Source organism: Streptomyces sp. SID12501 (assembly GCF_010550245.1).
GTDB lineage: Bacteria > Actinomycetota > Actinomycetes > Streptomycetales > Streptomycetaceae > Streptomyces.
Window position 1 is genome coordinate 14,680 of sequence record NZ_JAAGLU010000028.1, and the last position, 18,909, is coordinate 33,588.

The window sequence follows — 18,909 nt, forward strand, 5'->3', positions numbered from 1 at the left end:
CGGCTACTTCTCGGCCGGGAGGGTGTACTGGGTGATGTCGCGCAGGAAGTTGCCGTAGCCCTCGGCGGCACGCAGGGTCGGGCTGACCTGGTCGGTGCGGTAGCCGATGACGGAGGGGCGGGTGACCAGGGGCAGCATCTGGGCGGCGGTGTCGACGCGGGCGCAGAGCTCGGCGAGTGTCTTCGTGCGGGCGGTGCCGTCGGGTTCGCCGGCCGCCTTGTCGATCAGGGCGTCGAGGGTCTTGTCGTCGTTGAGGAAGGTGCCGGAGAAGCCCGCGAGCACCGGGTTCCACCAGCGGGACACCATGGAGGCGTCCACGTATCCGGCGAACCAGCCGATGGCCAGGTCGAAGTCGGGCTTCGCGCCGAACACCTTGGCACCGTAGGTGGTGTCGTCGTACTTCTGGATCTTCACAGTGACGCCGGCCTTGGCGAGCTGCTGCTGGATCACCTGGGCGATCTGGCCGACGGCGGGCTCGGAGGTGTACACGGTGAGGCGCAGTGTCCCCGCCTTCTTCAGCGCGGCCGTGGCAGAGGTTTTGGGAGGCGCGGTGGTCGCGGCGGGCAGCTTCGCGGGTGCGCAGGCGCCGGGCAGGACGCTCGGGGTGACACCGGTGGGGACCGCCTGGCCGCCGAGGGCGACGGAGGCGATCTCGGTCCGGTTCAGGGCGCTGTTCAGCGCGAACCTGACCTTCTGGTCGGCGAGCGGCGAGTCCGGGTTCCTGGAGTTCTGGATCAGGTAGTAGAAGTCGCTGTTCGCCTGGCTGACGACCTTCGCGTTCCGGGTACCGGTCAACTGGTCCATGGAATCGATGTTGTTGAAGTTCACGAGGGCCGCGCTGCCGTTGCGCAGTGCCGCGAGACGGGCCGCTTCCTGCGGCACGATCTCGATCTTCAGATCGTCTACGTGGACTTTCTTCGTGTCGCGGTAGGCGGTATTGCGGGTGAAGTTCCAGTACTGGTCCTGCTTGTGGTTCTTCACCACGAACGGGCCGGTGCCGAGCATTTCCTTCGCCGGGTCCAGTGAGCCGTCGCCGATCTCCTTCATGGGCAGGATCGCGGCCGGGGTGTTGGCGAGCGCGGCGAGGAACGGCGTGTAGGCCTTGGTGAGTTCGACGGTCACCTGGTCCGCGCCGGTGGCGGTCACGGACTTGACCGGGCCCAGCTGGGCGGCGTAGGCGGCCTTGGACTTCAGCAGGCGCTGGAGGCTGCCGACGACGTCGGCGGTGGTCAGGGCGCGGCCGTTGGAGAACGTCACGCCCTTGCGGAGGGTGAAGACATAGGTGGTGGCGTCTGGCTGCTTCCAGGAGCTGGCCAGCAGCGGCTCGATCCCGAACCTGGGATCGACGGTCACCAGGGGTTCGTAGACGAGCGACTCGATCGACCAGGAACGGGCGGTGGCGGCGGTCTGCGGGTCGAGGCCGCCGGCCTCCACGGAGTCGTAGTCGAGCTGGACGGTGAGCGGGCCGGTGCCCTCGAAGGACGTGTCGGACGCTGTGAGATAGCCGGACTTCGAGGCTTTCCCGGTATCGGTCGCGTCGGTCGCCGCAGGCGCCGAACACGATGTCAGGGTGGCCGTCAGAGCGACGGAACACCCGACGATGATCGTTGATCTCCGCATTCCCACTCCTCGCATTCCCGATCCTCCTTTTCGGAGAGTTTGCCGGATCGTTCCGGCATGTGCAGTGAAGTTAGCCTCGACAAATATTCGTGTCAATGAGCGGAGGAGAAATAAACCCACTTGAAACACAGGCCCTGAACTGCGGTTTCAGCAAGGCACAGGGAATTACCGAACACCCTCCGGGAGTTCGGTAAACGTAATTCACATATGAATTACTACGGGCGGGTGGAGGCCCGGACGTTCATCTCGATGGGAAGGGCGCGCACAGTGCCCCGTGGCGTCTCGCCGGACAGGATTTCGCAGAGCAGTCGGGCGCATTCGGCGCCCATGGCCCGTGGCCGGAGGTCGACGGCGGTGATCGGTGGTTCAGCCGTCCGCATGGAGGAGCTGTCCACGCAGGAGGCGAGCAGGAGGTCGCTGCCCACCGTGCGTCCGACGGCGCGCAGTTCGGGCAGTACGGCGGCTGCGGCGCCGTCCGCCGCGCACACGATCGCGTCGGTCTCCGGCGATTTCGCGAGCAGGTCCCGGACCGCGCCCTGCAGCACGTCGGGAGTGGAACCGAACGGTGCCTTGCGGACGAGTTTCGGAACGCCACCCGCGGCGCACCAGCGGGCGTGGGTCCGCTGCAGCGTGGTGGCCCAGTCGGAGGTGGTGTCGGAGGCGATGAACGCTGGGTGCCGGGCGCCGGCCTCGTACAGGTGGTCCAGGAGTCCGGTCATCGAGGTCTCGTGGTCCGACCAGATCACCCCGGTCGGCTGCTGGTCCCCGACGTACCGCTCGGCCGTGACGACCGGCAGCCCGCTGTTCATCAGCTGGTCGACCACCGGGTCCTCGGCCACCGGGTCGCACAGCACGATCCCGTCCACCTGCGGGACCACGCCACGGTGCGGCAGATGCCCGGAGGACAGCAGGGTGACGTTGAGACCGGCGCGGGCCGCCTGTTCGGCGACGCCGAACACGAACGACATGTAGTACTCGGCGCTGGTCAGGAACTCCGGGATGTGCAGGGCGACGGTGTCGGTCACCGAGGTGCGCAGGCTGCGGGCGCTGCGGTTGGGCGCGTATCCCAGTCGCTCGGCCGCCTCCAGCACCGCCCGGCGCGTCGGGCCCGACACCCTGCCGTGGCCGCGCAGCGCGTCCGACGCCGTGGTCTTGGAGACCGCCGCCTCCCGCGCCACGTCGGCGATGGTCGGCGGGGTGTCGGGTCCGGGCAGCACGGTCGGAATCCTAGACGACATCGCAGGTCACCATCCGTACGTCAGTACGTCGTCGAGGGCCTCGACGAAAACGTCCGCACTGTCGCGGGTCAGGCACAACGGCGGCTTGATCTTCAGTACGCACTGGCGGTCGGAGGTCGGCTGCATGATCACGCCGAGTTCGCGCAGCCGCTCACAGATCGCCGCCGTCTCCTCGGTCGCGGGCTCCAGGGTCGTACGGTCCCGCACGAACTCCACGCCCAGGTACAGGCCCGAGCCGTGCACCGCGCCGATCAGCGGGTGCCGGTCGGCGAGTTCGACGAGCCGCTCCTTCAAGTAGCCGCCGACCTCAAGGGCGTTGGCCTGGAGGTTCTCGTCGCGCAAGGCGTCGAGGACGGTCAGGCCGACGACGGAGCTGACCGGGCTGCCGCCGGCGGAGGAGAAGAAGTAGCCCTGTGTGCGGTAGGCGTCGGCGATCTCGCGGCGGGTGATCACGGCGCCCAGCGGGTGCCCGTTGCCCATCGCCTTGGCCACGGTCACGATGTCCGGCACCACGCCCTGCTGTTCGAACCCCCAGAAGTGCGTGCCGAGCCGGCCGTAGCCGACCTGCACCTCGTCGGCGACGCACAGCCCTCCGACGGCACGGGTGGCCTCGTAGACCTGTGCCAGGTAGCCGTCGGGGAGGGCCATGCCGCCGGCGTTGCCGTAGTACGGCTCGCACAGGAAGGCGGCGGGCGGGGCTCCCTGCCCGGCGAGTTCGGCGATCCTGGCGGCGGCCTCGGGACCGTACCGCCACGCCTGCTCACCCCGGTGGCTGCCCCGGTAGGAGTTGGGGGCCGCGACCGTGTGCACCCAAGGCGGCCTGGAGGCGAGGGCGCCCGGGTTGTCCGCGACGGAGGTCGAGACGGCGTCGCTCGCGTAGGTCCAGCCGTGGTACGCCTCCTCGACGGCGACCACGTCCTGCCGCCCGGTGGCCGCCCAGGCCAGTCGCAGCGCGAGGTCGACGGCCTCGGAGCCGCTGTTCACCAGGAAGACGGCGTCCAGTCCGTCGGGCAGCAACTCCGTGATGCGCTCGGACAGTTCCACCACCGAGGCGTAGTGGAAGCGGGAGTTGGTGTTCAGGCGCCGCCACTGCCGGTGCACGGCGTCGCTCAGGGCGGGGTGGCCGTGACCGAGAATGGTCACGTTGTTGAGCATGTCGAGGTAGCGGCGGCCGTGGGTGTCGACCAGGTGGTGCCGCCAGCCGAGTTCGATGCAGGGCGGGTCGTCGAAGTAGTGCTCCTGGACGGTGGCGAAGGAGCGACTGCGCCGCTCCAGCAACTCCCCTTCATCGGCTGTCTGCTGGGGTTCGCCGGGGTCCTGGCCGGTCAGCAGCGCGGTCGGGTCCGGGCACAACTCCAGCCATCCGGCGGCGAGTTCGGGGTCGGCGAACCGTGGCACCGGCCCACCCGTCAGCCGGGACAGCTGAACTCCCAGCACATGGACGCCGTTTCGACTGGTCACCGTGCCGAGGCGCTGCCCGACCGCGACCGGACCGGTCGGACCGTCGCGGTCGACGCCGTACAGGATCAGGTCGGGCCCGTCCCCGCCGATGGCCCTGAGGGTCAGGCCGCCCTCGGCCTGCCGGGTGACCGTCCCGGGCCAGGGCGCCCGCACCTCCAGCGGCCCGGTGACGTACAGCTCCACCCCGAGCGCGCAGGTGCCGCCGTCGGTGTGTGCGCGCGTCGCCCGGAACTCCCCGTGCCGGGTCCGTACCGCCGCCCGTCCCGCCGTCAACGCGTCCACGGCGAGCGCGGGTTCGGCATCGGGCTCCAGCCAGCGGCCCGAGTGCAGGTCGTCACTGAGCGCCGACAGATCGAGGATGTGCACGTCTTCCGGCAGCCCGGGCAGCAGCCGGCCTCCGGTCACGGGCGCGGTGTGCGCCGGAGGACGGCCGAGCGCGTGCCGCAGCTGGGCGGTCATGACCTCCGCCGGGACGGACACCGCGGCCTCGAACATGGCCCACTCGCGGTCGAGCGCGGCCGAGGCATAGCCGTTCTCCGGGTCGAGGAGCGTGTCGTACTGCCCGCTGACCACCATGACTGCCGACCGCAGCACGATCAGCGGCCACAGCACGGCCGCCTCCTCGTCCGACAGCGGGCGGACCGCGTGGAACGCCCGTACGGCGGGCAGCACCGACGCCGGCCGGGCCCCGTGGTGGTGCAGTACGGAGGTACAGGTGACCGCGAGTTCCGCCACCGTCCAGCCGGGGCCCAGATCCCCGAAGTCGATCACCCCGACCGGGACGGGGCGCCCGTCGGGGGCCGTCTCGCAGACCACGTTGTTGTCGGTCACGTCGCCGTGGATCACCTGCACCGGCAGCGCGTCGGCGTACGGCTCCACCAGCGCGTACGCCCCACGAGCGGCTCGCAGGACCCGCTGGGCGCGCATCTGGTCGGACAGCCGCGGGGCGAGTTCCCCGATCACCGTGGGCGCGTTGCGCAGATCCCACAGCCGGGTCCGGTCGTACTCCACCACCGCGCGCCCCGCCGCCCCACGCCCCGCCTCGCCGGGTTCCGCCGCGTCGGGATCCGCGAGCCCGGCGGCGATGCGTCCGGCGAGTTCGCCGAGCCGGGCGACGATCCGCGGGGCGAGGTAGCGGCTGTCCATGATCGGTTCGCCGGGTACGTACTCCAGCAGCCGGCAGGCGAGGACCGCGCCGTCCACCGTGAGCCACTGGACCGCCGCGCCGTCCACTCCGGCGTGGGCCCGGGGCAGCCGCAGCCCGGGCAGGGTGTCCGCCAGGTTGTCGACCGCCGTGCCCTGCGCGTACAGGAGGGCCGGGTCCGAGGCGGGGTTGGCGAGCTTGAGAACGTAGTCGCCCGTCTCCGTGCGGACCCGGTAGTTGCGGTCCTGCTGGCTGCCCAGGTCCTTGAGGGTGCCGCGCACGCCGAACCGTTCGGCGAGCAGGGTGGTCAGATCGGCCTCGTCGATTGAGGGAAAGCGCGGGGGATGGCTCATGGAGAGCTTCACCTCTGTTTGCCGGAACGTTCCGGCAACCGTAGGGCGGTCATCTCGGACACGTCAATGCCCAGCACGCCCGAAATGGGCAACTTCACGACGGATCGCCCCACTCATCTTTCAAAAAAATTGAAAGCTTGGGTCAAGTAAAGCTGCCCTCACCTTCGCCCTGCCGCTCGGCGGCCACCTTTCACCCCCGGCCGACGCGATGAGACTCCTGCCCCTCAGAAGAACCCTGGACGCGGCCGAGGTGGTGACCGCACAGACCGTGGCGGACGCCTTCGGGCTGCGTACCGAGGTCATCGAGGACCCGGTGTCGGGCGCCCCGCTCGTCCTGCCCCTGGGACGCCACCGCACACTCCGGACCTAGGGGGTCTCCGACGGGCTTCCGGCATCCCGCTCCGCCTTGTACCTGCGCCACGCGGCGGGCAGCTGCTGCACCTCCAGCAGCCAGCCCAGATAGTCCCGCATGTTGAGGACGCGTTCATGGGCGGGACCGCCCGGGGTGGTCCGGGCGAGCGCCCTGACGGCGAGCGCACGTTGGCTGCGCAGGTAGTCCTGCTCCTTGTCCAGAAAGCCGGCCCAGACGTCCTCGTCCATGACGTAGTAGTGGGCCCGGTCGTCCGGACGCCGCACCAGCCGTACGAATCCCCTCGCGACGAGACTGCGGGTGTACATGGACACCGACCCGCGGCTGGCCCCGGCCGCCTCGGCCAGTTCCTCCGCCGACACGCCCCCGGTGGCATCACTGACCATCAGGTGGGCGGCGATACGGCCCTCGATGCGTGAGGACCCCATGCTCTGCCAGTAGTCGGCGAAACGCTCCACGAACCAGTCGGGGAACTCCCCCTCGTCGCCCTCTTCCGGGGGCTCGCCGCCATGCGGTTCCACTGCTCTGCCTCCCCGGCACGCGATCTTCACAGGACCCTAGGGAACCATGCACGGCGGGGCAGACGACGGATCGCCGGGACGACGACCGTGCCGGGAGGAAGGCTCTTTCGGCCTGTGCGCGTGCCCGCTCCCGACGCCACCCGACATCCGGCTGAACAACTGGGGCCCCACCAGCCGTAACTGATCGTGTGGCGGTTGGGACCGCACCGAGCGAAGGAGCACACGATGAAGGCGACCGCGCAGATCGGCGTCACCGGCCTTGCGGTGATGGGCCGGAATCTGGCCCGGAACTTCGCCCGGCACGGTTACACCGTGGCTCTCCACAATCGGACCCCCGCCAGGACGAAGGCGCTGGTCGAGGACTTCGGGCACGAGGGCGACTTCGTGCCGGCCGAGACGGCCGAGCAGTTCGTGGCGGCCCTGGAGCGCCCCCGGCGCCTCATGATCATGGTGCAGGCCGGGGCGGCCACCGATGCGGTGATCGACGAGTTCGCCGCGCTCCTGGAGCCCGGCGACATGATCATCGACGGCGGCAACGCCCACTTCTCCGACACCCGCCGCCGGGAACAGGCGCTGCGCGGGCTCGGTATCCACTTCGTGGGTGTGGGTGTCTCGGGCGGTGAGGAGGGCGCGCTGCACGGGCCGAGCATCATGCCCGGCGGCTCCGCGGCGTCGTACGCCGCGCTCGGGCCGATGTTCGAGACGATCAGTGCCAAGGTGGACGGCGAGCCCTGTGTCACCCATGTCGGCACGGACGGCGCCGGGCACTTCGTGAAGATGGTGCACAACGGCATCGAGTACGCCGACATGCAGCTGATCGGCGAGGCGTATCACCTGCTGCGCCAGGTCGGTGGCTATGAACCGGCGCGGATCGCCGAGGTCTTCCGGCAGTGGAACAAGGGCCGTCTCGACTCGTATCTGATGGAGATCACCGTCGAGGTGCTCGCCCACACCGACGCCGCCACCGGCAGACCCTTCGTGGACGTGGTGGCCGACTCCGCCGGGCAGAAGGGCACCGGCCGCTGGACCGTACGGACCGCCCTGGATCTCGGTTCCCCGGTCACCGCCATCGCCCAGGCCACCTTCGCCCGCGCCGCCTCGGGCCAGCGGGCCCTGCGCGCCGCCTACCGCGAGCTGCCCGGGGGCACCAGCTGGGACCTCACCGCGTACGAGTCGGAACGGTTCGCCTGCCTGGTCGAGCACGCCCTGTACGCGTCGAAGCTCATCGCCTACGACCAGGGCTGGAAGATGATCCTGGACGCGTCGGCGGAGTACGGCTGGGACATCGACCTCGGCGCGATAGCGAAGATCTGGCGCGGCGGCTGCATCGTGCGCGCCACCTTCCTCGACCGGGTCCGCGCCGCGTACGAGGCTGATCCCCGCCGGGTCACCCTGCTCACCGAGGAGGGGTTCGCGGCCGAGATCGCCGACTCGCAGGTTCCCTGGCGCGAGGTCGTCGCCACGGCCGCCCGGCACGGTGTCCCGGTCCCGGCGTTCTCCGCCGCCCTGTCGTACTACGACACCCTGCGCGCCGAGCGACTGCCGGCCGCCCTCACCCAGGGCCAGCGCGACTACTTCGGCGCCCACACCTACCGGCGTACCGACCGCGAGGGCCGCTTCCACACCCTCTGGGAGCGGGCCGACCGGAGCGAGACCGAGGTGATCTGACCTCGCGTCCGCGTTGTGCGACGCCGTCCGGCACTGACATGCCACGTCTTCGACGCACTCGGCAACACGTCTACTGAGAAGTGGGGCGGCTTTGGCGAAGGCTGTCGGTCAGAGCGCTGGCGGGGATCAGCACTCCGCTGCCGAGTTCCTCCTTCTTCCAGGGTGCCCACGGTACGGCGCTCGGATCGCGGCGGAGTGTGACCTGCTGATGGGTCTCGCTGGTGACGAGTCCGGAAGCCCGGTCAGGGTGCAGGAGGTGCTCGAACTCGATGTACCGCTGGGCGTACGTCCAGCGGCACGGCATGTAGTCCTCGGGAATGTCGCCGCTGACGTGTGCGGCCCGGAGGCCCTGCCATTGCCGGCCGTTCCAGATCTCCTCGAAGCTCTGGTCGGCGACTGATCCGAAGGTGTAGTCGCTGTCACCTCCGATGAGGTGGTCACAGAAGCCGATCTGGCCGTTGTAGCGCACATAGGCGTAGCTCCACGGGTGCATGCAGGCCGGCCGCCGCACCATGTCGGGCAGGGCGAGCGAGGGATCGGGGGCGGCTCCGAGTTGCACCACGACGCCTTCACGCCGGCCGGTCTCCGCGGCCTCCTCATACGCCTGCTGCGTACGTTCGAGATCGTTGCGCAGATGCGAAGGGTCGTCGAGACCCGTGACCAGGGGGTGGATGGACACCAGGGGCACATCGAGCCGGGCCGCGAGCCGGACGATGTCCGCGAGTTCGCCGAGGTTGTCGATACTCGAGACGACGTTGAGGCACACGTTCTCCCGGGGCGCACCATGACGGTCGCGGGCCTCGACAAGGGATTCGACGGTACCCACCAGGCGTTCGATCGTGCCGCCCGCGCGTAACTTGGCGAACAGTTCCGGTGAGGCCGCGTCGCAGGAAACCGTGACCATGGCGTGGGCGCGCATCATCATGTCCCACACAGGCCTGCGGTTGACCATCCCATTGGTGACGAGCCGCAGCTGGACACGGTGTTTGACCGCGCGTGCGACGAACTCACCGAACTGGGGAAGCATGGTGCTCTCGCCCCAGCCTCGGAGATCCACCACGTGAGCCGTGGGAAAGAGTTCCTCGGTCAAGCGGTCGAAGACAGCTTCGTCAAGGTTGAGTTTGGGGTCGTACTTCTCGCCGAACCGGCACATGGGGCAGCGCAGGTTGCAGTTCTGCGTGAGTTCGATGAACAGCGCGAGGGGACGGCTCTCCAGCACTGTCGCGCCCGACTGGTACTCGGCGATGTTCAGTTGCTGGTTGTTCTTCCGTAGATCGGTGAGCTCGAACGGCGCGCTGGGAAGGTCGAGAAGCAGGTCGTCGGACCTCATGTCATTCTCCCGGTGCAGTGGTTTCGCGGCTTTCTGACTGTCGATAGGAGCTGAGCGGGAAGATCACAGACCGAGATCACCTCAGGTCGGACTTTCGCAGGGGCCGCCGCTGCTGTCCGGCAGCGTGGTTGCCGTAGGCCCACTCAAGAATCTCTCCGAGGTCCTTGAAGCCGTAGCGGTTGCCGGCCGCGAAGTAGACGAGATAGTCGCTCAGCAGAGCACTCGCCCGCTCGTCTCCACGCAGGACATGGTGACCGAGGGCTTCTACCGTGCCGCGCAGGTAACAGCGCTCCGTCCACTCGGTCTCCTTGGGCCCCAGCCACGAGTCGTGCCGCATCCGCGCCTGCGGAACGTGGGCGAGGATGCGGCCGTCGGCCATGAGTGCGTACTGGTGGGCTCACTCCGGGAGACTGGCTCCGATCTCGCCTGCGGTGGCGTCGAGCGCTTCAACAGTACTGGCCGGTGGGCCTCACCCCTTCACGCGAACATCTTCGAAGAGCCGCGGAAGCGGACACACATCACCCGACACCGGGTGCTGTTGGGGGATCGCACCGTGTGGAACAAGGTGTATCGCCGGTCCTTCTGGAGGCGGCACAGGTTTCTGTATCCCGAGCATCCCTACGAGGACGGATTGATCTCGGTGTCCGCGCACGTACTCGCCGAGTCCGTCGATGTGGTCACCGGACCCGTTTACTTCTGGCGCCAACGTGATGCCGGCCCGCTGTCCATAACGCAACGGGACCTGGACCTCCGTAACATCGACGGAAGAATGCGGCAGATACAGACGATATCCGAATTTTTGGGAGACCGGGACGCCGGGCTCCGGGATGCGTATGATCGTGTCGCGCTCGAACATGATGTCATCATCCTGCTCATGGCCACTCCGCGTCTCGAAGTACCTTTCCGGAATGAAGTCCTGGATTTTACCCGAGAGTTCCTGGGCAGGGTGTCGAAGGATGTCTTACGGGGGCTCTCCGAAGAGAACCTAAAATTCTATTCCCTGCTACAGGAACGGAAGACGGAGGACCTTCTTTGCTGCCTGGAGAATCGGCCGCAGGATGCGCTCCTTTAATCAGGTGCCGCAAGGAAGGTGTCCGGAAATCGCTGAGATCAGGTTGTCCAGGAAGAAGAGCAGGAGTGAATCGGAATCGGAGGCATTGCGGGCACGTATCGCTATTTGCCTGCTGTTTGCAGCTCTGGGGCTGACCAATGCCGCTTGGTCCTCTCGAATTCCGGACATTCGCCAAAATGTGGGTGCGGACAATGCGACCTGGGGGCTGGTGGGCGCATCATCGGCTGTGGGAGATCTGGTCGCGATCGCGGTGACCATGGTCCTCATCGGCACAACGAGGATTCGGAAGCTCACCCGTGTCGGCGCCCTCCTGATGCTGCTGAGCGGGCCGCTGCTCGCCGGGGCCTCGGCATTCGTCGCGCTGGCCGCCGGGCTGGTGATCTGGGGCTTCGGTGCGACCCTGCTGGCCACCGCGATCAACACCCAGGGTGTGAGCGCTGAAACGACCTACGACCGGCGCATGGTGCCGTTCTTCCACGCCTGCTACAGCTGCAGTGTGCTCGTCGGAGGCTTGTACGGTTCGGCATCGGCTGCCCTGGGAGTGACTCCAGGAGTGCAACTGGCCATCAGTACAGCGACCTTCGGGCTTCTGCTGCTGGTGACCGCCAACTGGCTGCCTGACGACGCTCCGCAGGCGGACAGTTCTCACACCCCGCTGAGAGAACGGCTTCGGAACCGCTGGGGTCCCCAGCTGCGGGTGCTCGCCCTCCTCGCCTTCGTCGCTTCCTTCATCGAGGGAACGGTCGGCCAGTGGTCCGCCATCTACGCCACCGACAGCGCGGGCGCGAACGCCGCGGTGGCTGCCGGGGTCTATACCGCCTTCACCGTTGCCATCCTGGTCGTCCGCCTGGTCGGAGACCTCATCATGCAACGCGTCGCGGTCCGGACGTTCCTGCAGTGGTCGCTCCTCATCGCCGGGCTGGGGATCGCGACGGTGATCCTGTGGCCGTCCACGGCAACGGTGATCGTCGGCTTCGTTCTCGCGGGTGTCGGCATCGGCTGCGTCATGCCGGCGGTGATCCGCCTGGCCGGAAAACAGCCGGACGTCAGCGCGGGCGAGGGAGTCTCCACAGTGACCCTCGGACAGTGGCCCGGCTTCCTCCTGGCGTCGCCTGTCATCGGCGTCGTCGCGGGCGCCACGGATCTCCGTACGGCGCTCACGCTGCTGATCGTCTGCGGCGTCGGCGGCGCGCTGTTGGCAAGGAAGGTGCGGCAGGTCGAACTCCATCAGGAACCCAGGGGCACATGAACGCCGGACAGGCCGCCAGAAGCGGCCGGAAATGCGAGTGACATCGTGCGCACACTGAACTTCGTTGACTTCGAAGGCGGCTTCGGGTGCTATACGCCGGCTGCCGACAACCCGGTATTCGTCGAAGCGGAGATCATCTATTCCGAGCTGTTCCAGAAGGACACCTACCTGAAGAACATGGATCCCATCCGGCCGGGCGGGCTCGTCATCGACGCGGGCGCCAACATCGGACTGTTCGCCCTGTTCATCAAACGGCGTCACCCCGACGTCCGCGTGCTGGCGATCGAGCCGATACCGGACAACGTACGGGCTCTGCACGCGAACATCGAACTGCACGGGCTCGATGGGGTCACGGTGTGCCCGAAGGGGCTGTCGGACGAGAGCGGCCTGCGCGAGTTCTACTACTTCCCGTCGATGCCTGGGAACTCGACCACCCAGCTGGCCGAAAAGCTCAGGGACCGGGAAACCATGACCACCTACGCGGAGCGCCGGGTGGCCGAGGAGGTGTTCCAGCACGAAACGGTGAGCGTTCAGGTCGCCAGGCTTTCCGAGATTCTCGGCAGTACGGAGCCGTCCGACGAGGTGGACCTGCTGAAGATGGACATCGAGGGCGACGAGGTAGCGGCACTGCGCGGCATAGACGACGCCGACTGGGCGCGCATTCGTCAGGTCGTGATGGAGGTCCACGCAGCCAGGAACCAACTGCCGAGCGTCCTGGAGCTGCTCACGGCACAGGGATTCACCGCGGAGGTCGAGACGCCGGCGGACATCCCCGACGGGCTCGACAACAAGATTGTCCACGCACGCCGTATCTGACTCCGCCGTGCCTGTCGTGCTCGCTGAAGCGCGGGGTGGGGTGCCAGGGCCTGTCGTGAGTCCGGTGAGGCCCGGCTCACGGCGGGCCCCCGCCCCGCTCCGCGTGCGTCAGTTCGGGCTCGTGCAGCTGCTGCCGTTCAGCGTGAAGTCGAACGGGGCCTCGTTCTTGCCCTGCCAGCTGGCGAGGAAGCCGAAGGAGACCGTGCCGCCGGCCGCGACGGCCCTGTTGTAGTCGGCGGCCGTGGCCGTGACGCGGGCGCCGTCCTGGGAGAAGCCCGCGTCCCACATCTGGCTGACCTGCTGGCCGTCGCGGAAGCTCCAGGCGATGCGCCAGCCGTCGACGGCCGTCGTGGAGGTGACGCTGATGGTGGCCTGGAAGCCGTCGGGCCACTCGTTGACGAGGTCGTACTCGACCTCGCAGGACACCGGTGCGCTCTCGTCGGGGCTCGGCTGCGGAGTCTCGGCGTGCGCGGTGGACGCGGAGGTGCCCTGGGGCTCCGTGTCGGGCTTGTCGGCGGGTGTCGGGGACGACTCCGGGTCCGGGGCGTCCGACTGCCGGGGAACCGGGGACGGAGTGGAGCCCGCGGGGACGGTCAGGCCGGACGGCAGGACGGGTGACGGGTCCATCACGGGCTTCCCGTCGGTCACGCCGCCCTTCGCGGAGGGGTTGTTGCCCGAGCCGTCGAAGGGCATCAGCGAGACCGTGAGCGCCAGCCCGGAGACGAGGACGGCGGCGACCATGATCGCCGTACGGCCGATGCGCGGGCGGTACTCCCCGATGGTCAGACCGGTGTTGATGCCCGCTTCGGAGCGCCCGCCGAGGAGACCGGCCTCGGCCGCGCGGCGGCGCCGTTCCAGGTAGGCGAGCCCGCCCCAGCCGATGACACCGCCGGCGAGCGCGGCGGACAGCCCGCTGATCCCGCCGTACAGCCGCAGGCAGGCGGCGGCCTCGGCGCACTCCACGCAGGTCGCGAGGTGCCGGGAGAGGTCCTCGGGGACCTCGGCGCCCTGCGAGCGGGTGACCGCGTCGAGCAGCCGGGCGTAGCGGCGGCAGTCGGAGCTCAGCGGGGTGTCGAGCAGGTTGCGCTGGCAGCGGTCCCTGAACAGGACGCGTACCTGGGCGAGTTCCTCGGCGGCGTTGACCGGGTCGAGGCCGAGCCGGCGGGCCACCTGGGCCAGCGGCAGCGCCTCCACCTCGGCCAGCCAGAGCAGGGCGGCGTCCGGTTCCTGCATGTCGCGCAGGGAGCGCAGGGCGAGCGGGCGGCGCAGCGGCGGCCCCACGTACCGGGCGGCCTTGTCGGAGTTGAGCCACAATCGCAGGTCGGGGTCGAGGTGGTTGCCGTGCCCGGTCTCCTCCCAGGACACGGCGGTACTGCGAACTGCCGCCAGCAGCAGGGGTATCCAGGGCAGGCGGGGTATGCGGCGCCCGGTGCTGCGGGCCCCGAAGTCGGCGGCCCGGGCCGCGTGGATACCGTGCGTGAACGCCTCGGCGGCCAGTTCGGTGCCGGCGGACGAGCCGGACGTGCACAGGTCGGCGTACGAGAGGACCGCGTCCCAGCACTCGGAGAACAGCGCTGCTTCGGCGGCGTCCTGAGGGGTCGGCAGATCTGGCATATGGGGGGACTCCAGCATCAACGGCTTGCACACGCCAACGTCAAGGTCAACTGACCCCACGAGAAGGGGAGTTGGGGACCGTTTTGCAAAACGGAGCCCGAGCTTTTCACGTTTCCCGCACAACTGACAAGCGACGTATCCACATGTCGCAACATGTCAACCCGGGCTCGCCGTACGGTGGTCCGAGGTGGGAAAAACGACCGGATTCGTTCCCCGGAAGCACGACCCCACCGTCCCCCCGTACGGATCCCGGCGGCGTTCCGTTCAGACCTTCGGCCCCTTCAGTCCCATCGGCCCCTTCAGACGCTCGATGCCGGATCCCGGGCCGGCAGGCTGTCCATGAAGGAACTGACGGAGAAGACGGCGCGGCCGGGGCCGGGTTCGCCGTAGCCGGGGGGCGAGGCGAGGCCGAACTCGTCCATCGTGGCGCGGTAGGCCTCGAGCAGGCGGATGTGGTACTCCAGCGGCGCGCCCTGGGGATTGGCCTTGCCGAGCGGGGTGGTGGGCTCGGGGCACCAGGTGGTGAAGCGGGGCGTGATGCCGTGCGACATGAAGAAGCGCAGGCCCTCGGTGGTGGAGGCGATCGCCTCGTCGACCGTCGTGAACCCGGACGGCTCGGCCATCTCCACGCCGGCCACGAAGTTGGGGATGACGTTGCGTGCGCCGAAGACGTCCGCCGAGTCGAGGATGCGCTTGTGCCACTCGTCGCGGCCTACGTAGCGCTCCTTGCCGGGGCAGTACAGCTCGAACAGCTTGCGGTCCCACACCTCGTAGTTGGGGTGGTAGATCTGCACGCCGTAGTCCTTGAAGCGCTGTACGTCGTCCTTCGGCAGCGCCTGGGCGACGACCTTGCCGATCCAGCGGCCCGGGAAGTGCTCCTCGATGGCCTTGGCGTACATGCCGTAGAAGTCGGCCTCGTCCCGGCCCTGGAGCTTGGAGGTGATGGCGCCGCCGGTGAGGGTGTAGGCGGTGGAGGCCTTCGCCGTGTCGTAGCGGTCGATGATCTCCAGGGCTTCCAGGACCTCGTCGACGTCCTTGACGCCCGTGTAGGGCCGCCCGGCCGCCTTGTGCTGGCGCCAGTTGTGGTTGATGTCGCAGTACTGGCACTCCTCCTTGGCGCCGAAGTACTGGCAGACCCGGAAGACGGTCAGATAGATGAGGTAGCCCCACTGGATGGTGGGGGCGACCTCCATCACGGACTTCCCGTTGGAGAGCTTGTGCTTGTAGTACTCGGGCATCGGTGGCACCCCGACGTCGGAGATCCGCTTCCCGTCCAGGTAGAGCCCGAGGACGCCGTCCTCGTCGGACGCCACCCGGTAGGGCGAGGCGGGGTTCACCCGCACCGAGACGACGGTCCGGCGCAGGTCGTAGGGGCCGCCGGTGAGGATGATCTCCTCCGGCGGGCGGCGCAGCGCGGCCTCGCCCAGCTCGGGGAGGGTGCCGTGGTCGAAGGAGAAGATGAAGTACGACTTCGGTTTGACGTCGCCGACTGCCTCGTTGGTGGTATCGCTGAGCGCGGACGGGTCGAAGGCCACACCACCCCTGAGCAGGTCCTCTTTGAAGACTGCTTCGCGCGGTACGTGCGGAAAGCGCTCCATCAGATCCTCGACCAGCGCGGTGCGGCTGCCCATCCCGTGTCTCCTCCAGCTCCGGCGGTACTCCGGCGTTCGACTCCTCACGGTATGCCCCCGCCTGCGTGTCCGTGGCCGCGGGGCCCCTCGGGCATGTCACACGGGGCTGCGTGAGAGGGTCGACACATCTGAGCGGAGGGACGGACCCGATGGCCGAGACGCTGACCAACTGGGCGGGCAACATCATCTTCACGCCCACGGAGCTGCACCGACCGGGCTCCCTGGACGCCCTGCGGACGCTGGTGGCCGAGAGCCCGCGGGTGCGGGTGCTGGGCAGCGGGCACTCGTTCAACGAGATCGCCGAGCCGGGCGACGGCGGTGTGCTGCTCTCCCTGGCCGGGCTGGAGCGGGAGGTCGACGTCGACACGGCGGCCCGTACGGTACGGGTCGGGGGCGGGGTCCGGTACGCGGAGCTGGCCCGGGCCGTCCACGGGCGCGGGCTCGCGCTGCCGAACATGGCGTCCCTGCCGCACATCTCGGTGGCGGGTTCGGTGGCGACCGGCACGCACGGTTCGGGGGTGGGCAACGGCTCGCTGGCCGCCCCGGTGCGTGAGGTCGAGCTGGTCACGGCGGACGGCTCGACGGTGACGATCACCCGGGGCGAGGACCGGTTCGACGGCGCCGTCACCGCGCTGGGCGCCCTGGGCGTCGTCACGGCCCTCACTCTCGACCTGGAGGCGGACTTCGAGGTCGAGCAGTACGTGTTCACCGAACTGCCGCTGGACGGGCTGGACTTCGAGGCGGTGGCGGGCGCCGCGTACAGCGTGAGCCTGTTCACGGACTGGCGTGCGCCGGGCTTCAGGCAGGTGTGGCTGAAGCGGCGTACCGACCAGGCACGGCAGGACTTCCCGTGGGCCGCGCCCGCCACCGAGGCGATGCACCCGGTGCCGGGGATGCCTGCCGTCAACTGCACCGCGCAGTTCGGTGTACCGGGGCCCTGGCATGAGCGACTCCCGCACTTCCGGGCGGAGTTCACGCCGAGCAGCGGCGAGGAGCTCCAGTCGGAGTACCTGCTGCCGCGCCCGTACGCCCTGGACGCCCTGCGCTCGCTCGACGCGATCCGGGACGTCGTCGCGCCGGTGCTCCAGGTGTGCGAGGTCCGGACGATCGCCGCCGACACGCAGTGGCTGAGCCCGGCGTACGGGCGGGACAGTGTGGCGTTCCACTTCACCTGGGTGGCGGACACCGACGCGGTGCTGCCCGTGGTCCGGCGGGTCGAGGCCGCACTGAACCCGTACGGGGCGCGTCCGCACTGGGGCAAGGTGTTCACCGTGCCGGCGGAGGTGGTGCGCGGACGGTATCCGAAGCTGGCGGACTTCGCGGCGCTGGCGGCGTTCCTGGACCCCTCGAAGAAGTTCACGAACGCGTTCGTACGGGAGGTGCTCGGCGACTGACCCCGGGCCGGATACGGCGCCACGTGCGCGGAGACTTTCATCAGCCCCTTTCCTAACCCCTTGTCGAACCTCCCCCACTGCCCATAGCCTTGCGCCGCGCCGGTGCCGTCGTGCTCCGGTCTGTCCGTATTCAGGTCTGCACTGAGGTCTGCACGGCGAGGGGGCAAGCCCGGTGGTGAAGCGCACGTCACGTGACATCCGCACCGCGAACCGCTACGAGGTGCTGCGCCAGATCATCGCCGAGTCGCCGACGTCCCGGCAGGAACTGGCCGCCGCCACCGGGCTCAGTCTCGCCACGGTCGCCACGCTCGTCGGGGAACTCATCGACCTGCGGATGATCACGGAGGTCGGGTTCGAGGACTCGGCGGGCGGTCGTCCCCGGGGCCTCGTGGCCGTCAACGCGTCGGGGGGCGCGTTGATCGGCGTCGACATCGCGGAGACGTACGTCCATGTCGAACTGTTCGACCTCGGGCTGAACGTGCTGGCCCGCGCCGAGGAGGACGTCCGCCCCGGCGAGAGCCTCCCCGAGCAGGTGGTCGGCCATGTCGCCGCCGCCGTCGGCTCGGTGGTCACGCAGGCCGGGATCGAGGGTGCCCGGGTGCTCGGTGTCGGCGTGAGCGTGCCGGGGCAGGTGGACCGCGCGACCGGCATCGCGGAGTACGCGCCCAACTGGGACTGGCACGACGTGCCGCTGCTCGACCTGCTCACCGAGCACATCGCCTACCCCCTCCACCTGGACAACCCGCTGCGCGCCGGCGCGTTGGCCGAGCTCTGGTTCGGGGCCGCGCGCGGGCGCGGCAACGCCGTGGTGGTCAACCTCGGGACCGGTGTGGGCGCCGGGCTGATCCTGGGCGGCGGGCTGCACCGGGGGGTGAGCAACAGTGCCGGCGAGTGGGGCCACACCACGATCGTCCTGGACGGCCGACCGTGCCGCTGCGGCAACCAGGGCTGCGTGGAGACCTACGTCGGCGCGCCCGGCATCATGCTGAACCTGCGGGAACTCAGCCCCGGCAGCCCGCTGTTGCACCCGGAGGACCAGACCGCCACCATCGACGCACTGGCCCGGGGGATGATCGAGCAGGACCCGGTGGCGGTCCAGGTCGTCCGCGACACCGCCCGTTACCTCGGTGCCGGCATCGCCACCCTGGTCAACATCTTCAACCCCGAAGTGATCGTGCTCAGCAGCTGGGTTGCGGCCGCCCTCGGTGAACCGCTGGTCGCCGAGGTGCGCGAGGCCGTCGCCCGGCACGCGCTGCCCCGGCCGTTGGCCGCCACCGAGATCGTCCTCTCCCCGATCCCCCACGCCCCGGCGTGTCTGGGCGCGGCGACCTTCGCTCTCGAAGGCGCCCTGTCCGCGGTCACCCAACGGTCGTCGGCCGCTCGTCGCAGCGGTCCGGTGCCACTGAAATAGGTCCGGTCCAACCCTCA

General features: G+C 69.1%; 14 protein-coding genes and 1 pseudogene. 7 read left to right on the forward strand and 8 right to left on the reverse strand.

The window, feature by feature from the left end; all coding sequences use genetic code 11:
- Positions 1-3 precede the first annotated feature (3 nt).
- The 3 genes from G3I71_RS30080 to G3I71_RS30090 form a co-directional block, all read right to left on the reverse strand.
- Positions 4-1,620 carry an ABC transporter substrate-binding protein gene (locus G3I71_RS30080; RefSeq protein ID WP_203731780.1) on the reverse strand — a complete coding sequence of 539 codons (1,617 nt, stop codon included), beginning with the start codon at positions 1,618-1,620 and terminating at the stop codon, positions 4-6.
- Between the two features lie 215 nt (positions 1,621-1,835).
- A complete protein-coding gene (locus G3I71_RS30085; RefSeq protein ID WP_343243116.1) occupies positions 1,836-2,837 on the reverse strand; it encodes a LacI family DNA-binding transcriptional regulator in 1,002 nt (333 codons plus the stop codon).
- Between the two features lie 27 nt (positions 2,838-2,864).
- Positions 2,865-5,816 (reverse strand): aminotransferase, encoded by a 2,952-nt coding sequence (locus G3I71_RS30090; RefSeq protein WP_164319429.1) that lies wholly within the window; start codon positions 5,814-5,816, stop codon positions 2,865-2,867.
- Positions 5,817-6,060: 244 nt separating this feature from the next.
- On the opposite strand from G3I71_RS30090, the pseudogene G3I71_RS30095 reads away from it, so the two are divergent.
- A pseudogene (locus G3I71_RS30095) lies at positions 6,061-6,186 on the forward strand (ABC transporter ATP-binding protein); the annotation flags it as partial.
- On the opposite strand, the gene G3I71_RS30100 reads toward G3I71_RS30095, so the two are convergent.
- Positions 6,183-6,707 (reverse strand): MarR family transcriptional regulator, encoded by a 525-nt coding sequence (locus tag G3I71_RS30100; protein WP_203731784.1) that lies wholly within the window; start codon positions 6,705-6,707, stop codon positions 6,183-6,185. The pseudogene G3I71_RS30095 and the gene G3I71_RS30100 sit on opposite strands and share 4 nt — an antisense overlap.
- Before the next feature lie 225 nt (positions 6,708-6,932).
- On the opposite strand from G3I71_RS30100, the gene gndA reads away from it, so the two are divergent.
- On the forward strand, positions 6,933-8,375 hold the full coding sequence (gene gndA / locus G3I71_RS30105) for an NADP-dependent phosphogluconate dehydrogenase (RefSeq protein WP_164319431.1): 1,443 nt from the start codon (positions 6,933-6,935) through the stop codon (positions 8,373-8,375).
- A 70-nt stretch (positions 8,376-8,445) separates the two neighbouring features.
- On the opposite strand, the gene G3I71_RS30110 is transcribed toward gndA, so the two are convergent.
- Together G3I71_RS30110 and G3I71_RS30115 are read right to left on the reverse strand one after the other, a co-directional pair.
- Positions 8,446-9,705 carry a radical SAM protein gene (locus G3I71_RS30110; RefSeq protein ID WP_164319433.1) on the reverse strand — a complete coding sequence of 420 codons (1,260 nt, stop codon included), beginning with the start codon at positions 9,703-9,705 and terminating at the stop codon, positions 8,446-8,448.
- A 76-nt stretch (positions 9,706-9,781) separates the two neighbouring features.
- Positions 9,782-10,084: a hypothetical protein gene (locus G3I71_RS30115; protein ID WP_164319435.1), complete on the reverse strand. Its 303-nt coding sequence runs from the start codon at positions 10,082-10,084 to the stop codon at positions 9,782-9,784.
- Here G3I71_RS30115 and G3I71_RS30120 point away from each other — a divergent pair.
- From G3I71_RS30120 to G3I71_RS30130, 3 genes are read left to right on the forward strand one after another with little or no spacing between them, the layout of a single operon-like run.
- Entirely contained in the window at positions 10,058-10,777 is a 720-nt protein-coding gene (locus G3I71_RS30120; RefSeq protein ID WP_164319437.1) for a hypothetical protein, read from the forward strand. The two genes, G3I71_RS30115 and G3I71_RS30120, sit on opposite strands and share 27 nt — an antisense overlap.
- A complete protein-coding gene (locus tag G3I71_RS30125) occupies positions 10,764-12,026 on the forward strand; it encodes an MFS transporter (protein WP_164319439.1) in 1,263 nt (420 codons plus the stop codon). The genes G3I71_RS30120 and G3I71_RS30125 overlap by 14 nt, the downstream gene beginning before the upstream one ends.
- A gap of 45 nt (positions 12,027-12,071) precedes the next feature.
- Positions 12,072-12,842 carry an FkbM family methyltransferase gene (locus G3I71_RS30130; protein WP_164319441.1) on the forward strand — a complete coding sequence of 257 codons (771 nt, stop codon included), beginning with the start codon at positions 12,072-12,074 and terminating at the stop codon, positions 12,840-12,842.
- Between the two features lie 108 nt (positions 12,843-12,950).
- Here G3I71_RS30130 and G3I71_RS30135 read toward each other — a convergent pair whose 3' ends face one another.
- The gene (locus G3I71_RS30135) at positions 12,951-14,456 is read right to left on the reverse strand and encodes a cellulose-binding domain-containing protein (protein ID WP_164319443.1); all 1,506 of its coding nucleotides are present in this window, start codon (positions 14,454-14,456) and stop codon (positions 12,951-12,953) included.
- A 299-nt stretch (positions 14,457-14,755) separates the two neighbouring features.
- A complete protein-coding gene (locus tag G3I71_RS30140) occupies positions 14,756-16,087 on the reverse strand; it encodes a radical SAM protein (protein WP_164319445.1) in 1,332 nt (443 codons plus the stop codon).
- A 149-nt stretch (positions 16,088-16,236) separates the two neighbouring features.
- Between G3I71_RS30140 and G3I71_RS30145 the strand changes: the two genes are divergently transcribed.
- On the forward strand, positions 16,237-17,481 hold the full coding sequence (locus G3I71_RS30145) for an FAD-binding protein (protein ID WP_164319446.1): 1,245 nt from the start codon (positions 16,237-16,239) through the stop codon (positions 17,479-17,481).
- 172 nt (positions 17,482-17,653) lie between these two features.
- Positions 17,654-18,892: an ROK family transcriptional regulator gene (locus tag G3I71_RS30150; RefSeq protein ID WP_164319448.1), complete on the forward strand. Its 1,239-nt coding sequence runs from the start codon at positions 17,654-17,656 to the stop codon at positions 18,890-18,892.
- Positions 18,893-18,909 lie beyond the last annotated feature (17 nt).

Coding starts and splice junctions, on each gene's coding strand:
- G3I71_RS30110 (WP_164319433.1), bottom strand. CDS start 9,705: ATGAGGTCCGACGACCTGCTTCTCGACCTTCCCAGCGCGCCGTTCGAG.
- G3I71_RS30140 (WP_164319445.1), bottom strand. CDS start 16,087: ATGGGCAGCCGCACCGCGCTGGTCGAGGATCTGATGGAGCGCTTTCCG.
- G3I71_RS30125 (WP_164319439.1), top strand. CDS start 10,764: ATGCGCTCCTTTAATCAGGTGCCGCAAGGAAGGTGTCCGGAAATCGCT.
- gndA (WP_164319431.1), top strand. CDS start 6,933: ATGAAGGCGACCGCGCAGATCGGCGTCACCGGCCTTGCGGTGATGGGC.
- G3I71_RS30090 (WP_164319429.1), bottom strand. CDS start 5,816: ATGAGCCATCCCCCGCGCTTTCCCTCAATCGACGAGGCCGATCTGACC.
- G3I71_RS30080 (WP_203731780.1), bottom strand. CDS start 1,620: ATGCGGAGATCAACGATCATCGTCGGGTGTTCCGTCGCTCTGACGGCC.
- G3I71_RS30135 (WP_164319443.1), bottom strand. CDS start 14,456: ATGCCAGATCTGCCGACCCCTCAGGACGCCGCCGAAGCAGCGCTGTTC.
- G3I71_RS30115 (WP_164319435.1), bottom strand. CDS start 10,084: ATGGCCGACGGCCGCATCCTCGCCCACGTTCCGCAGGCGCGGATGCGG.
- G3I71_RS30145 (WP_164319446.1), top strand. CDS start 16,237: ATGGCCGAGACGCTGACCAACTGGGCGGGCAACATCATCTTCACGCCC.